The following is a 14,591-nucleotide window of genomic DNA, read 5'->3' as shown; positions in this document are numbered from 1 at the left end:
CCTTTTTTGTTTTCCGTGATTTTTCCGTGACGCGGAGCCCTGACATGAAAAAGCTCAAGCTCGTACTGATCGGCAACGGCATGGCCGGCGTACGCACCCTCGAAGAACTGCTGAAGATCGCGCCCGCCCTCTACGACATCACCGTGTTCGGCGCCGAGCCCCACCCCAACTACAACCGCATCCTGCTCTCCCCCGTGCTGGCCGGCGAGCAGGCCTTCGAGGACATCGTCCTCAACGACCTCAACTGGTACAGCGAGAACGGCATCCGCCTGCTGCTCAACCGCAAGGTCACCCGCATCGACCGCCATCGTCGCAAGGTGTACGCCGAAGATGGCACCGAGGCCGAGTACGACCGCCTGCTGATCGCCACCGGCTCCAACCCCTTCATCCTGCCGGTGCCGGGCAGCCGCCTGCAGGGCGTGATCGGCTACCGCGACATCGCCGACACCCAGACCATGATCGACACCGCCGCCAGCCACAGCCACGCGGTGGTCATCGGCGGCGGCCTGCTCGGCCTGGAGGCGGCCAACGGCCTCAAGCAACGCGGCATGGACGTCACCGTGGTGCACCTCGCCGACTGGCTGCTGGAGCGCCAGCTGGACCGCACCGCCGGCAAGCTGCTGCAGGAAGCGCTGGAATCGCGCGGCATCCACTTCCGCCTGAACACCCACACCGAAGAGCTGATCGACGACGGCAGCGGCCGCGTCTGCGCCATCCGCTTCAAGGACGGCGAAGTGATCGCCGCCGACCTGGTGGTGATGGCCGCCGGCATCCGCCCCAACACCGAACTGGCGGAAAAGACCGGCCTGCCCTGCAACCGCGGCATCCTGGTGAACGACACCCTGCAGACCTACGACCCGCGCATCTACGCCCTGGGCGAATGCGCCAGCCACCGCGGCATCGCCTACGGCCTGGTGGCGCCGTTGTTCGAGCAGGCCAAGGTCTGCGCCAACCACCTGGCCATGCTCGGTTTCGCCCGCTACCAGGGCTCGGTGACCTCCACCAAGCTCAAGGTCACCGGCATCGACCTGTTCTCCGCCGGTGAATTCATGGGCGGCGAAGGCACCGAGACCATCACCCTCTCCGACCCCATCGGCGGCGTGTACAAGAAACTGGTGATCAAGGACGACGTGCTGGTCGGCGCCTGCCTCTACGGCGATACCGCCGACGGCGGCTGGTACTTCCGGCAGATCCGCGAGAACCACAACGTCGCGCAGATCCGCGACCACCTGATGTTCGGCGAAAGCAGTCTGGGCGACGTCGGCCACCAGGGCCAAAGCAGCGCGGCGAGCATGCCCGACAGCGCCGAAGTCTGCGGCTGCAACGGCGTGTGCAAAGGCACCATCGTCAAGGCGATCCAGGAGAACGGCCTGTTCAGCGTCGACGAGGTGAAGAAGCACACCAAGGCCGCCAGTTCCTGCGGCTCCTGCGCAGGGCTGGTCGAACAGATCCTCATCAGTACCGTGGGCGGCGCGGCGGACGTGAAGCCCAAGAGCGAGAAAGCCATTTGCGGCTGCAGCGACCTCAACCACGGCCAGGTACGCCAGGCGATCCGCGACCATCACCTGATCAGCCTGAGCGCCGCCATGCGCTTCATGGAGTGGCGCACTCCGGACGGCTGCGCCACCTGCCGCCCGGCACTCAACTACTACCTGATCTCCACCTGGCCGGGCGAGGCGAAGGATGACCCGCAGTCGCGCCTGATCAACGAACGCGCCCACGCCAACATCCAGAAGGACGGCACCTACTCGGTGGTCCCGCGCATGTGGGGCGGCGTGACCAACGCCGCCGAACTGCGGCGCATCGCCGACGTCGCCGACAAGTACCAGGTGCCCATGGTCAAGGTTACTGGCGGCCAGCGCATCGACCTGCTGGGCATCAAAAAGGATGACCTGCCGGCAATCTGGAAGGAGTTGGACATGCCCTCCGGCCATGCCTACGGCAAATCCATCCGCACCGTGAAGACCTGCGTGGGCAGCGAGTTCTGCCGCTTCGGCACGCAGAATTCGACCCAGTTGGGCATCGACCTGGAGCACGACCTGTTCAACATGTGGTCGCCGCACAAGGTCAAGCTGGCGGTCTCCGGCTGCCCGCGCAACTGTGCCGAGGCCGGTATCAAGGACATCGGCATCATCGGCGTGGATTCGGGCTGGGAGCTGTACATCGGCGGCAACGGCGGAATCAAGACCGAGGTGGCGGAGTTCTTCGTCAAGCTCAAGACCGCCGACGAGGTGCGCGAGTACAGCGGCGCCTTCCTGCAGCTCTACCGCGAGGAAGCCTTCTACCTGGAGCGCACCGTGCACTACCTGCAACGGGTCGGCATGCAGCACATCAGGAAGGCCGTGCTCGACGACGCGGAGAACCGCCAGGCGCTCAATGCACGCCTGCAATTCTCCCTGTCGCTGGAGCAGGACCCGTGGCAGGAGCGCATCGCCCAGCAACCGCTGAAGAAGGAATTCGAACGGATTCCGCTAAAGCAGCTGGAGCCCGCCTGAGTGCCCGCCGGGCCCCACCATCGGGGCCCTTACTACCCGATTGCCGGAGACACCCCATGAACTGGTTCGACATCTGCGCCCTGGACGACATCAACCCGCTGGGCTCGCGCGTCATCGCCGGCCCCCAGGGCGACATCGCGATCTTCCGCACCTCTGACGACGAAGTCTTCGCCCTCGATGACCGCTGCCCGCACAAGGGCGGCCCTTTGTCCCAGGGACTGATCTACGGCAAGCGCGTGGCCTGCCCCCTGCACAACTGGCAGATAGAGCTGGCCAGCGGTGAAGCCGTGGCTCCCGACCAGGGCTGCGCCCATCGCCACGAGGCGAAGGTCGAGGATGGCCGCGTGCTGCTGGCCCTGCGCGGCAACCTCGCCCACTGCGCGTGATTTCCCGTGCTTCTGATTCAGAGCGAGGCTGCGCCATGACCAACAACCGTCGCACCACCGCATCTACCTGCTGTTACTGCGGCGTAGGTTGCGGCGTACTGATCGAACACGACGACGAGCGCATCCTGGGCGTACAGGGCGACCCGCAGCATCCAGCCAACTTCGGCCGCCTGTGCAGCAAAGGCTCGACCCTGCACCTCACCGGCGATGAAGATGCCCGCGCGCAGTTCCCCGAGCTGCGCCTGGGCAAGGGCCTGGCTCGTAGCCGTACAGACTGGGATACGGCGCTGGAACACGCCGCTGGCGTTTTCGCCGAAACCATCCGCGAGTACGGGCCGGATAGCGTGGCCTTCTATGTGTCCGGCCAGTTGCTCACCGAGGACTACTACGCCTTCAACAAGCTGGCCCGCGCCCTGATCGGCACCAACAATATCGACAGTAACTCGCGCCTGTGCATGTCCTCGGCGGTGGTCGGCTACAAGCGCAGCCTCGGCGCAGACGCCCCGCCCTGTAGCTACGAGGACATCGAACTGGCCGACTGCGTGATGATCGCCGGCAGCAACATGGCCTACGCCCACCCGGTGCTGTTCCGCCGCCTGGAAGAAGCCCGCGCGCGACGCCCGGAAATGAAGCTGATCGTCATCGACCCGCGCATCACCGACACCACGGAGGCGGCCGATCTGCACCTGGCGATCCTGCCCGGCACCGACGTCGCGCTGTTCCACGGCATTCTGCACATCCTGCTCTGGGAAGGCTGGATCGACCGCGCCTTCATCGACACCCACACCGAGGGCCTGGATGAGCTGAAAGCACTGGTGCGCGACTACGGCCCGCTGGCCGTGGCGGAAATCTGCGGCATCGCCGTGGGCGACCTGCAACGTGCCGCGCAGTGGATCGGCCAGGCGCCCGCCTTCCTCTCGCTCTGGTGCATGGGGCTCAACCAGTCCAGCGCCGGCAGCGCCAAGAACAGCGCGCTGATCAATCTGCACCTGGCTACCGGGCAAATCGGCCGCCCCGGCGCCGGCCCCTTCTCCCTCACCGGCCAGCCCAACGCCATGGGCGGCCGCGAAACCGGCAGCCTGTCCAACCTGTTGCCCGGACACCGCGAAGCCTCGAACGCCGAACACCGCGCGGAAGTCGCCGCTTACTGGGGAGTCGAAAAGCTCCCGGAAAATCCCGGCCTGAGCGCCATCGAACTCTTCGATGCGGTCCGCGACGGCCGCATCAAGGCCCTGTGGATCGCCTGCACCAATCCGGCCCAATCACTGCCGGACCAGACTCGCGTGCGCGAAGCCCTGGCCGCCTGCCCCTTCATCATCGTCCAGGAAGCCTTCACCACCAGCGAGACCTGCCAGTACGCCGACCTGCTGCTGCCGGCCGCCAGTTGGGGCGAGAAGGAAGGCACGGTGACCAACTCCGAACGCCGCATCAGCCACGTGCGCCCGGCCGTTCCCGCCATCGGTGAGGCCCGGGCGGACTGGAGCATCGTCTGCGATTTCGCCCGCCGCCTGGAGCAACACCTGCGTCCCGGCGAGCCCAGCCTGTTCGATTTCACATCGCCGTCCGCGCTATTCGACGAATACAAGCTGCTGACCGGTAAGCGCGACCTAGACCTCTCCGGCATCGACTACGCGCTGCTGGACACCCATGGTCCGCAGCAGTGGCCCTTCCGCCCCGGCGCGCTGCTCGGCACCGAGCGCCTGTATGGCGACGGACAGTTCCCCACCATCAATGGGCGCGCCCGGCTGATTGCCGAACCCTATCGCGCACCGAAGGAGAAGCGCGATGCGCGCTATCCGCTGATCCTCAACACCGGCCGCTTGCGCGATCAGTGGCACGGCATGACCCGCACCGGCACAGCGCCGCAACTGTTCGGCCACGTCGAAGAAGCCGTGCTCGGGCTGCACCCGGACGAACTGCGCCGCCGGCGCATCAGCGACGGCCAACTGGTCCGTCTGCACAGCCGCCGCGGTGAACTGGTGCTGCCGGTGCAGGCCGACGAGCGTTTGCGCCCCGGCCAGGCCTTCCTGCCCATGCACTGGGGCGACCGCTATCTCAAGGGGCTCGGCATCAACGTCCTGACCCTGCCTGCCGTGGACCCGCTATCACGCCAACCCGAACTGAAGCACGCCACGGTCGAGGTCAGTCGAATCGAATTGCCCTGGCAGTTCTTCGCCCTGGTGGAAGGCGAGGTGCAAAAGCGCTTCGATGCCTTGCGCCCGCTGTTCGAAGAGCTGCGCTACGCCAGCTTCAGCCCCACCGGCCGCGAGCGACCGGCACTGGTGATCCGCGCTGCGCACGTCGAGGCACCCAGCGCGGAGTGGCTGGCCCGCATCGATACTCTGCTCGGCCTGTCCGATGGCCCGGTCATGGCCTACGACGACCCGCGCCGCACCGTCGGCAAACGCGTGCGTATCGAACAATCGCGAATTGTCTCGCTGCGCCTGGCCGGCGAAACCGCCGCCCGCGCCTGGCTGCGCGAATTGTGGAAAGAAGGCCGCGCCGACCAGGAGCTGCGCCGCTGGCTGCTCGCCCCGCTCAGCGCCGCCCCTGGCAATGCTGGGGCGGCCGCGGATAAGACATTGTGCAACTGCCTGAACGTCAGCCAACGCCGCATACAAGCCGGCATTGACCAGGGCCTGGACCTGGAAGGCCTCAAATGCGAACTCAAGTGCGGGACCGCCTGCGGCTCCTGCGTACCGGAAATCAAGCGCCTGCTGGCCCGCAAGCCGCTGGCGGCGACCGCCTGAAGCGAGCCGCGAAGAAGGCAGCCTGAGGGAAACGACATGAGTGGAAAAGTCTGGCTGATCGGCGCCGGTCCCGGCGACCCGGATCTGCTGACCCTGAAGGCCGTCCGCGCCATGGCCCAGGCCGAGGTGGTGCTGATCGACGACCTGGTGAATCCCGCCGTGCTGGAGCACTGCTCGTCCGCGCGGGTAATTTCCGTCGGCAAGCGCGGCGGCTGCCGCTCCACACCACAGGACTTCATCCACCGCCTGATGCTGCGCTACGCAAGGCAGGGTCGCCGCGTGGCGCGCCTGAAAGGCGGCGACCCGTGCATCTTTGGCCGTGGCGGCGAAGAGGCAGACTGGCTCAAGGCAAGGGGAATCGAATGCGAACTGATCAATGGCATCACCGCCGGACTGGCAGCCGCTACCCAATGCGGCATTTCCGTGACGCTACGCGGCGTCAGCCGTGGAGTGACCCTGGTGACCGCCCACACCCAGGACGATAGTCCGCTGAATTGGCGAGCCCTGGCCGAAGGCGGGACGACCCTGGTGGTGTACATGGGTGTGGCGAAACTGGCGGAAATCCGCGACGGGCTGATCGAAGGCGGCATGGCTGCCTGCACACCAGTGGCGATGATCGAGAACGCATCCCTGCCCGCCCAACGCGAATACCGCAGCCAGTTGGGCGACATGCTGGAAGACGCCCAGCACTTCGCCCTGAAGAGCCCGGCAATCCTGGTGGTCGGCGAAGTCGCAGCCGCTGCGCAGCAGGCAACACTAGCCCGTAGCGCCTGAGCCTCACTTTCCTGCAGGCAAAGAAAAACCCGGCCTAGGCCGGGTTTTTCTCAGGAGCTCGGACCGATTACTGCTTGGCCTGGGCTTCTACTTCGGCTTCTACGCGGCGGTTAACAGCGCGGCCTTCGGCAGTTGCGTTGTCAGCAACCGGACGGGACTCACCGTAACCAACAGCGTTTACGCGGCCGCCTTCAACACCGTACTCGTTGACCAGTACGTCACGAACGGCGTTGGCACGACGCTCGGACAGTTTCTGGTTGTAGGCGTCGGTGCCGACGGAGTCGGTGTGGCCTTCAACGGTGGTGGAGGTGGACGGGTACTGCTTCATGAAGTCAGCCAGGTTTTTGATGTCAGCGTAGCTGTTCTCTTTAACCTTGGACTTGTCGAAGTCGAACTTCACGTCCAGCTGAACGCGAACGACTTCAGCCACAGCCGGGCAGCCGTTGGCGTCAACGGTGACGTTGGCCGGAGTGTTCGGGCACTTGTCGACATTGTCGCAGACGCCGTCGTTGTCGGAGTCGGAGCAGACTTCAGCAACCGGCTCGGGAGCCGGGGCCGGCTTGGCGCCGCCACCGAAGTTCATACCAACGCCCAGGCCTGCCATCCACTCGCCCTGGTGACCGTTGTCACGCTTCTCCAGGCCGTACTGACCGTCGAGGCTGGCTTTGGCGTAGAAGTTTTCGGTGAAGTAGTACTTCAGACCGGTGCCGATCATGGCCATGGTCAGGTTCTGACGGCCACCGTTGTCGGAGTTGATGTTGGTCAGGCTCTGGTGGCCAACGCCGGCGGAAACGTACGGACGCAGGTTGCCAGCACCCGGAGTGCCGAAGTGGTAGATGGCGTCCAGAGTGCTCAGGTTGCCATGGACCTTCTTGTTGCCGGTCTCGTAGGTGCCACGTACGTCGTGGTACTCACCGTAGGACAGAGCCAGCTCGACGTCGTCGGTCAGGAAGTAGCCGACCGAGCCGCCGTACAGGTCGGCGTTCTTCATGTTGCGGGTGCTGTCGGTGAAGTAGCGCTTGCCGAAAGCTTCGACTTCGACGGCGCCCTGGCCTTGAGCGAACGCGTTGACAGCGGCGGTGGCGATCAGCGAGCCAACTACGACGCCTAAGGTGTTCTTCAGTTTCATCCGTTAAATCCCCATCTTGGTGGTCAATAAGTTGTCCAACCATAGGCCGTACAACTTGGGTGGCAAGTTTATCAGAACTTCCCAAACAGAGAGACAATATTTCCCCGACTAAGATTCCGTCACATTGGAAAACTTTTCTCTCATTCGATCGAGTGCACGCTTGTAGCGCATTTTCGTGGCGCTAAGCCCCATGTGCATGATATCGGCGATCTCCTGGAACTCCAGTTCAGCTACAAATCGAAGGACTAGGATTTCCCGATCAATGGGATTGACATGAACTAGCCAGCGGTCTAGCCCACCCCGTTCTTCGACTTTCGGAGACTTCTCTTCAGATGCCTCCTCGACTGGATCCAGACTCAGCGCATCGAGCAATCTGCGTTTGCGCCGCTCCTTCCGATACTGGGTTATGCACTCGTTGTAAGTGATGCTGTACAGCCAGGTCTTGAACTTCGATTTGCCCTCGAAGTTCTTCAGACCATACAACACCTTGAGCATGACCTCTTGACACACATCATCGGCGTCCCGGTCGTTGCCCAGGTAGCGCGCACAGACGTTGAACAGCGTGCGCTGGTAGCGGCGCATCAGCTCTTCGTAGGCCCGCGTCACGTGGTAAAGCTCCTCGTGAGAACGCGCCACCAGCTCCTCATCGGTGAGCTGGCGCGGGTCATAGCGCACGGACAATGATTGCGGCTTGTTCAAGTCGGGTCGGGCCAGGTCAAGTCAGCGTCCGGCGCGGCTTTCGGGAAGCCGGACCGGCAATCGGTCATCATCTTCAGCGACTGGTCACACGCTGATCGAGCAGGATGCGGTTGGCGATCGACACCAGCTCACCCTCGTCTGTCAGCAGAATAGTCTTGATGGTACCAATTTCCTCGATGATGCCTTCGACATCCGCCACTTTCACCTGTTGTCCGACCTGATACAGCTCACGCACGTAGATCCCCGCGATAATCTGCCCCGCCACTTCGCGACTGCCCAGGCCCAGCGCCAGCGCAGCGGCCAGACCGATGGTGATCAGCACGATGGCGATGATGTAGTTCAGCAGGTCGGTCTTCACCTCGAGCTGGCCGATGGCGACCGAGATGCTGATGATGATGACCAGCCACTGAGCGACACGACCTAGGCCGTTGGAGTATTCGAGGCCGACGCCATCGGCAGCGCCACGCACCAGGCTGTTGGCCAGTTGGGCGAGCAGGATGCCGACGATCAGCACCAGTGCTGCGCCGAACACCTTGGGCAGGTACAGCGCGAGCATGTCCAGGGTCGCCGAGACACGCTGAAGGCCCAGGGACTCCGCGGCAGAGACGAGGAACACCAGCAGCACGAACCAGTAGATGATCTTGCCGATCAGGGTCGAAACCGGCACCTGGATCCCGGCGCGCGACAGCAGCTTGGTCAGGCCGGTACCTGCCATCAGGCGGTCGAGGCCGAGCTTGGCGAGCAACTTGGAAAGCAGCGCGTCCAGCAGCTTGGCGACGACGAAGCCGAGCAGCACGATCACCAGTGCGGCGAGTAGGTTCGGGATGAACCCGGCCAGCTTGCCCCACAGGGTGTTCATCGCGGTGAGCAGGCTTTGCGTCCAGATGTCGAATTGCATGTTCAGTCGGCCTTGTCAGCGGAAGGGGCGGAATTCTGCGCGTGGCGCGAGACGGGTGCAAGGTGTGCGGCGCCACGGCTCACGCCGATGGAAAGGGCCTGGAACCAGTGCCCAATCAGGCTGAACAGATCGCCCGCGCCCACCTGGCGGTTGGCGGTCTTGAGCACGCGGTCCAGGCGCGAATCGTCGCCCGGCTGTTCCGGGGGCATTCGCAGCAGATCGCGCAAGGATTCTTCAAATGGGTCGTGCATACGCACCTCGCCTGTGTGAGGTGCTTGACGCCCCCACCACCTCGAAAGTCACACCTAGAGCCAACGCAGGCGGCGGAAGATCCACCATTGGAATGTCGCCAGACCACCGATCAACAGGCAGGCGGCGACGAACCCATACGGCGCATCCGCACCCGGAATGCCACCGACGTTGATACCCAGAAGCCCGGTCACGAAGCTCATGGGCAGGAAAAAGCCGGTGATGATACCAAGCAGGTACATGGTGCGGTTCATTCGCTCGGTAATTCGACGATGTTCGGCTTCCTGGATCAGGCTGATGCGCTCTCGGACAAGCTCCAGCTCTTCCAGGTTGCGGGTCAGGCGGTTGTACAACTCGTTCCAGTAATCGGCGTCGTCGGCGACCGTCCAGGACAGCTTGAACTTGACCATCTGCGAGTAGATCTCCCGCTGGGGCGCGAGATATCGCCGCAGGCCTGCGGCACGTCGACGCAGGGTGCGCAACTGATGCTGATCGGGAATGCTGCGCTCGTCCTCCTCGATGGCTTCTTCCATGGCGTCAAGCTGGTCGGCCAGGCCGCCGATCAGGGTATCCACGCGATCGGTGAGGTAATGGGCCAGGTAGAGGACGACTTCCGACGCGGTCTTGGGGCCGCGCCCCGCATCTAGGTCGGCGCGCAGGTCAGCCACGGCCTTGAGCGGACGCAAGCGCAGGGAAATCACGCGTTGCGACTCGGCATAGACCCGCAGCGAGACCATGTCCTCCGGGACCGCACCGGGATTCAGGTTCACCCCGCGCAGGAACAGCAGCAGGCGCTCGCCGCCCAGGTCCACCAGGCGCGGTCGTGTTGCCTCCTCCAGCAGCAGGTCGCAGGCGAACTCGTTCAGCCCGCTGGACTCGCGCAACCAGGCCTGGGCTTCGGGCACACCGCGATCCCAGTGCACCCAGAGGCTTTCCTCGGGCTTGAGGTCCAGCAGCGGCAATTCGCTACGGGTGATCCGCCGACCGCCACCATGGCCATCCAGCACGAAGCCGTCGATCAACCCGCGCTCCGTGCCGCTTTCGTACTGCTGCATGCCCTCTCCCCTCGCTCCAGATCGCGTGAACGCAGCCCCATGAAAAATGCCGGAAGCTTCCGCTCCCGGCATTGACTCGAAACCTTGTGGGAAGGTTCGAATTATTCCGGCATTTTCAACGCTTTAGGCGAAACGATGATGCCGTTGTTGTCGGCATAGACGAACTCGCCAGGGCGGAAGGTGATGCCGCCGAAGGTCACGGCGACGTTCAGGTCGCCGATGCCGCGCTTGTCGGTCTTCATCGGGTGGCTGGCCAGTGCCTGCACGCCCAGGTCGGTCTGCGCGATCACGTCGACGTCACGGATGCAGCCGTACACCACGATGCCTTCCCAGCCGCTCTTGGCGGCTTTCTCGGCGAGCATGTCGCCCAGCAGCGCGCGACGCAGCGAGCCGCCGCCATCCACCACGAGCACCTTGCCCTTGCCATCCTTCTCGACCTGCTCCTTGACCAGCGAGTTGTCCTCGAAGCACTTGATGGTGACGATCTCGCCACCGAAGGAGTCCCGCCCGCCGAAGTTGCTGAACATCGGCTCGACGACCTGGACCAGCTCCGGGTAGGCATCGCACAGATCGGGGGTGACGTAATGCATGGAGACGCTCCTCTTGATGAAATCCGCCAGGGCTTCAGGCCTGGATGTGACCGAAAGCCGCAATGGCGTCACAGTCTACTCCCTGCCACGCCAAGCTCAAGCCTGCGCCAGAGCGCCCTGCCCCGCTGGCAGGCAACCGTGCTCCAGCCAATGCTGCAGCTGTGGCCAGACTTCGCGCTGGGCGCCCTTGCTGATCAGCATGTCAACGTGGCCGAAATCCTCGGAGAAGCCTTGACGACGCCCCAGGTGCAGATATTCACGCACCTCGGAGCCAAACTGCTCCAGTAGCTTGCGGCAGGCCCAGGCCGGGTCCTGGATGTCGCCATCGGAGCCGACCGCCAGAACGGGCACGGAGACTTTCTGCAGCCCGGCCCACCAGTCATTGCCCTTCTCGCCGAAACGGCCGAACAGGCTGTACCAGTGCAGGGCCTCCAGCGCCAGGCCCAGCGGCTCGTCCTCCGGCCCACGCTTGAGTCGGGCCCCGGACAGGCCGCCCATGCGCTTGAGCAGGAACCGCCCGCTCCACGCCACCGGGGGCAACTTCAGCGGCCAGTAGGTGCGGCTGACCTGGCTGCCGCAAAGCGCCGCACTGGCCGCTTGCTGATCACCCAGGTAACCACCACCCAGGGCGGCGGCGAGGGTCACGCCGCCCAGGGAGTGGCCGAGCCAATGCGGCACCTGGCCACTCAGCTCGACCACGAAATTGGCGATGGCCGGCAGGTCGAAGCGCGCGTAGTCGGCGACCCGGTTACGGTCGTAGTCCTCGTTGCGCGGCGACAGGCCGTGGCCACGCATTTCCGCGATCCACACGTCGAAGCCGGCACGCGCCAGGTGGGCACCCAGCCCGATGCCCTTGGGCGAGAACCAGAAGCGCCGATTGGAGAAACTGCCATGCAGCAGAATCACCGGTACGCCTCGACGCCCGTCTGGAAGGCCGAGACGGGTGACCGCCAGCTCGACGCTGGAGTCAGGGCTGTTATTGGGCTTGAGGCGGTAGACGTCCTCGGTGAGGTCGCCACGCAGTTCGGCGCTCACGAGCGCGACGGGAAAGAGTTGACTGCTGCTTTGCATGGAATCTATTGCACAAAAAAGGGCGGGTGAAATCACCCGCCCTTCTCAGGATGGTAAGGGAAACGTCAAGCCTGGCCTTCGGCGAGGAAGAACCAGGTATCGAGGACCGAGTCGGGGTTCAGCGACACGCTCTCGATGCCCTGCTCCATCAGCCACTTGGCGAGGTCCGGATGGTCCGACGGGCCCTGGCCGCAGATGCCGATGTACTTGCCAGCGCGGTTGCACGCCTGGATGGCGTTGGACAGCAGCTTCTTCACCGCCGGGTTACGCTCGTCGAACAGGTGCGCAACGATGCCCGAGTCACGGTCCAGGCCCAGGGTCAGCTGGGTCAGGTCGTTGGAGCCGATGGAGAAGCCGTCGAAGAACTCGAGGAACTCGTCGGCCAGCAGGGCGTTGGACGGCAGTTCGCACATCATGATGACGCGCAGGCCGTTCTCACCACGCTTGAGACCGTTGGTGGCCAGCAGATCGACGACCTGGGAGGCTTCGCCCAGGGTGCGCACGAACGGCACCATCAGCTCGACGTTGGTCAGGCCCATTTCGTTGCGGACCTTCTTCATCGCACGGCATTCGAGCTCGAAGCAGTCACGGAAGGATTCGCTGATGTAGCGCGAGGCGCCACGGAAGCCGAGCATCGGGTTCTCTTCTTCCGGCTCGTAGAGCTTGCCGCCGATCAGGTTGGCGTATTCGTTGGACTTGAAGTCCGACAGGCGCACGATGACTTTCTTCGGCCAGAAGGCAGCGGCCAGGGTGCTGACACCCTCGACCAGCTTCTCGACGTAGAAGCCGACCGGATCGTCGTAACCGGCGATGCGCTTCTCGACGCTTTCCTTGATGTCCGCAGGCAGGCTGGCGAAGTTCAGCAGCGCCTTGGGGTGCACGCCGATCATGCGGTTGATGATGAATTCCAGACGAGCCAGGCCCACGCCTTCGTTCGGCAGCTGGGCGAAGTCGAAGGCGCGATCGGGGTTGCCGACGTTCATCATGATCTTGAACGGCAGGTCGGGCATGGCATCGACCGAGTTCTGACGAACGTCAAAGCCCAGCTCGCCCTCGTAGATCAGGCCGGTATCGCCTTCCGCGCAGGACACGGTCACACGCTGGCCATCCTTCAGCGCCTGGGTGGCGTTACCGCAGCCGACGACAGCCGGGATACCCAGTTCACGGGCGATGATCGCAGCGTGGCAGGTACGGCCGCCACGGTTGGTGACAATGGCGCTGGCGCGCTTCATCACGGGTTCCCAGTCCGGGTCGGTCATGTCGGAGACCAGCACGTCGCCCGGCTGGACCTTGTCCATCTCCGAGACGTCGTGGATCACCTTCACCGGACCGGCGCCGATGCGCTGGCCGATGGCGCGGCCTTCGACCAGGACCTTGCCTTTTTCCTTGAGCAGGTAGCGCTCCATCACGTTGGCGCTGGAACGGCTCTTCACGGTTTCCGGACGGGCCTGCACGATGTACAGCTTGCCGTCGTCTCCGTCCTTGGCCCACTCGATGTCCATCGGACGCTCGTAGTGCTTCTCGATGATCAGGGCCTGCTTGGCCAGTTCGGTCACTTCGGCGTCGGACAGGGCGAAGCGGGCGCGATCGGCCTTCTCCACATCGACCACCTTGACCGATTTACCGGCCTTGGCTTCGTCACCGTAGATCATCTTGATGGCCTTGCTGCCCAGGTTGCGGCGCAGGATGGCCGGCCGGCCGGCTTCCAGGGTCGGCTTGTGGACGTAGAACTCGTCGGGGTTCACCGCGCCTTGCACCACGGTCTCGCCGAGGCCGTAGGCACCAGTGATGAACACCACGTCACGGAAACCGGATTCGGTATCCAGGGTGAACATCACCCCGGCGGTGCCGGTTTCCGAACGAACCATGCGCTGCACGCCGGCGGACAGGGCGACCAGCTTGTGGTCGAAGCCCTGGTGGACGCGGTAGGCGATGGCACGGTCGTTGAAGAGGGAGGCAAAGACTTCCTTGGCCGCGCGGATCACGTTGTCCACGCCGCGGATGTTCAGGAAGGTTTCCTGCTGGCCGGCGAAGGATGCATCCGGCAGGTCTTCGGCGGTGGCGGAGGAACGCACGGCAACGGCCATGTTGTCATTGCTGCCGGCCATCTCGGCAAAGGCCTTGCGGATCTCGGCATCGAGGCGCTCGGGGAACTCGGCGTCCATCACCCACTGGCGGATCTGCGCGCCGGTCTTGGCCAGGGCGTTGACGTCATCCACGTCCAGGGCATCGAGCGCCGCGTGGATGCGATCGTTCAGGCCACTCTGCTCGAGGAAGTCACGGTAGGCCTGGGCGGTAGTGGCAAAGCCACCCGGTACGGAAACGCCGGCACCGGCGAGGTTGCTGATCATTTCGCCCAGGGATGCGTTCTTGCCCCCCACATGTTCGACATCGTGGACGCCGAGCTTATCGAGGGAAACTACGTACTCTACCAAGGTGATCTCTCCACTAAGTGTTGGAAAAGGTCATACGAGTCGGAGCGGCCCCACCCTTCT

General features: G+C 64.2%; 12 protein-coding genes. 4 read left to right on the top strand and 8 right to left on the bottom strand.

Annotated elements, in window-relative coordinates:
* Positions 1 to 44: 44 nt before the first annotated feature.
* The 4 genes from nirB to cobA are packed head-to-tail and all read left to right on the top strand — an operon-like array spanning position 45 to position 6,405.
* Positions 45 to 2,495: a nitrite reductase large subunit NirB gene (nirB, locus tag GJV37_RS08650; protein ID WP_193452328.1), complete on the top strand. Its 2,451-nt coding sequence runs from the start codon at positions 45 to 47 to the stop codon at positions 2,493 to 2,495.
* Between the two features lie 56 nt (positions 2,496 to 2,551).
* Positions 2,552 to 2,881 (top strand): nitrite reductase small subunit NirD, encoded by a 330-nt coding sequence (gene nirD / locus GJV37_RS08645; protein ID WP_084359110.1) that lies wholly within the window; start codon positions 2,552 to 2,554, stop codon positions 2,879 to 2,881.
* Positions 2,882 to 2,916: 35 nt separating this feature from the next.
* A complete protein-coding gene (locus GJV37_RS08640; protein ID WP_170859581.1) occupies positions 2,917 to 5,631 on the top strand; it encodes a nitrate reductase in 2,715 nt (904 codons plus the stop codon).
* 36 nt (positions 5,632 to 5,667) lie between these two features.
* Positions 5,668 to 6,405 carry a uroporphyrinogen-III C-methyltransferase gene (gene cobA / locus GJV37_RS08635; RefSeq protein WP_024765717.1) on the top strand — a complete coding sequence of 246 codons (738 nt, stop codon included), beginning with the start codon at positions 5,668 to 5,670 and terminating at the stop codon, positions 6,403 to 6,405.
* A gap of 67 nt (positions 6,406 to 6,472) precedes the next feature.
* On the opposite strand, the gene GJV37_RS08630 is transcribed toward cobA, so the two are convergent.
* The 8 genes from GJV37_RS08630 to ppsA all read right to left on the bottom strand — a co-directional run bounded on the left by GJV37_RS08630 (position 6,473) and on the right by ppsA (position 14,531).
* The gene (locus tag GJV37_RS08630) at positions 6,473 to 7,534 is read right to left on the bottom strand and encodes an OmpA family protein (RefSeq protein WP_024765716.1); all 1,062 of its coding nucleotides are present in this window, start codon (positions 7,532 to 7,534) and stop codon (positions 6,473 to 6,475) included.
* A 108-nt stretch (positions 7,535 to 7,642) separates the two neighbouring features.
* Entirely contained in the window at positions 7,643 to 8,233 is a 591-nt protein-coding gene (gene sigX / locus GJV37_RS08625; protein WP_065084150.1) for an RNA polymerase sigma factor SigX, read from the bottom strand.
* 73 nt (positions 8,234 to 8,306) lie between these two features.
* Positions 8,307 to 9,131 carry a mechanosensitive ion channel family protein gene (locus GJV37_RS08620; protein WP_024765714.1) on the bottom strand — a complete coding sequence of 275 codons (825 nt, stop codon included), beginning with the start codon at positions 9,129 to 9,131 and terminating at the stop codon, positions 8,307 to 8,309.
* A gap of 2 nt (positions 9,132 to 9,133) precedes the next feature.
* Entirely contained in the window at positions 9,134 to 9,382 is a 249-nt protein-coding gene (locus tag GJV37_RS08615; protein ID WP_037010426.1) for a hypothetical protein, read from the bottom strand.
* Positions 9,383 to 9,436: 54 nt separating this feature from the next.
* On the bottom strand, positions 9,437 to 10,435 hold the full coding sequence (locus tag GJV37_RS08610; protein WP_024765712.1) for a zinc transporter ZntB: 999 nt from the start codon (positions 10,433 to 10,435) through the stop codon (positions 9,437 to 9,439).
* A 101-nt stretch (positions 10,436 to 10,536) separates the two neighbouring features.
* A complete protein-coding gene (gene rraA, locus GJV37_RS08605; RefSeq protein WP_024765711.1) occupies positions 10,537 to 11,025 on the bottom strand; it encodes a ribonuclease E activity regulator RraA in 489 nt (162 codons plus the stop codon).
* Positions 11,026 to 11,121: 96 nt separating this feature from the next.
* Positions 11,122 to 12,096, bottom strand: a complete 975-nt coding sequence (locus GJV37_RS08600) for an alpha/beta fold hydrolase (protein ID WP_193452327.1) — start codon at positions 12,094 to 12,096, stop codon at positions 11,122 to 11,124.
* 65 nt (positions 12,097 to 12,161) lie between these two features.
* The gene (gene ppsA, locus GJV37_RS08595; RefSeq protein ID WP_038803688.1) at positions 12,162 to 14,531 is read right to left on the bottom strand and encodes a phosphoenolpyruvate synthase; all 2,370 of its coding nucleotides are present in this window, start codon (positions 14,529 to 14,531) and stop codon (positions 12,162 to 12,164) included.
* Positions 14,532 to 14,591 lie beyond the last annotated feature (60 nt).

The organism is Pseudomonas nitroreducens (genome assembly GCF_010994165.1).
Lineage (GTDB): Bacteria > Pseudomonadota > Gammaproteobacteria > Pseudomonadales > Pseudomonadaceae > Pseudomonas > Pseudomonas nitroreducens.
The sequence above is the reverse complement of the archived record's forward strand: the minus strand, read 5'-3'. Positions and strand labels throughout refer to the sequence as shown.

Excerpts from the sequence above, each read along its gene's own strand:
- GJV37_RS08630 (WP_024765716.1), bottom strand. The coding sequence starts at position 7,534 with ATGAAACTGAAGAACACCTTAGGCGTCGTAGTTGGCTCGCTGATCGCC.
- GJV37_RS08610 (WP_024765712.1), bottom strand. The coding sequence starts at position 10,435 with ATGCAGCAGTACGAAAGCGGCACGGAGCGCGGGTTGATCGACGGCTTC.
- rraA (WP_024765711.1), bottom strand. The coding sequence starts at position 11,025 with ATGCATTACGTCACCCCCGATCTGTGCGATGCCTACCCGGAGCTGGTC.
- GJV37_RS08620 (WP_024765714.1), bottom strand. The coding sequence starts at position 9,131 with ATGCAATTCGACATCTGGACGCAAAGCCTGCTCACCGCGATGAACACC.
- GJV37_RS08640 (WP_170859581.1), top strand. The coding sequence starts at position 2,917 with ATGACCAACAACCGTCGCACCACCGCATCTACCTGCTGTTACTGCGGC.
- nirB (WP_193452328.1), top strand. The coding sequence starts at position 45 with ATGAAAAAGCTCAAGCTCGTACTGATCGGCAACGGCATGGCCGGCGTA.
- nirD (WP_084359110.1), top strand. The coding sequence starts at position 2,552 with ATGAACTGGTTCGACATCTGCGCCCTGGACGACATCAACCCGCTGGGC.
- GJV37_RS08600 (WP_193452327.1), bottom strand. The coding sequence starts at position 12,096 with ATGCAAAGCAGCAGTCAACTCTTTCCCGTCGCGCTCGTGAGCGCCGAA.
- GJV37_RS08615 (WP_037010426.1), bottom strand. The coding sequence starts at position 9,382 with ATGCACGACCCATTTGAAGAATCCTTGCGCGATCTGCTGCGAATGCCC.
- cobA (WP_024765717.1), top strand. The coding sequence starts at position 5,668 with ATGAGTGGAAAAGTCTGGCTGATCGGCGCCGGTCCCGGCGACCCGGAT.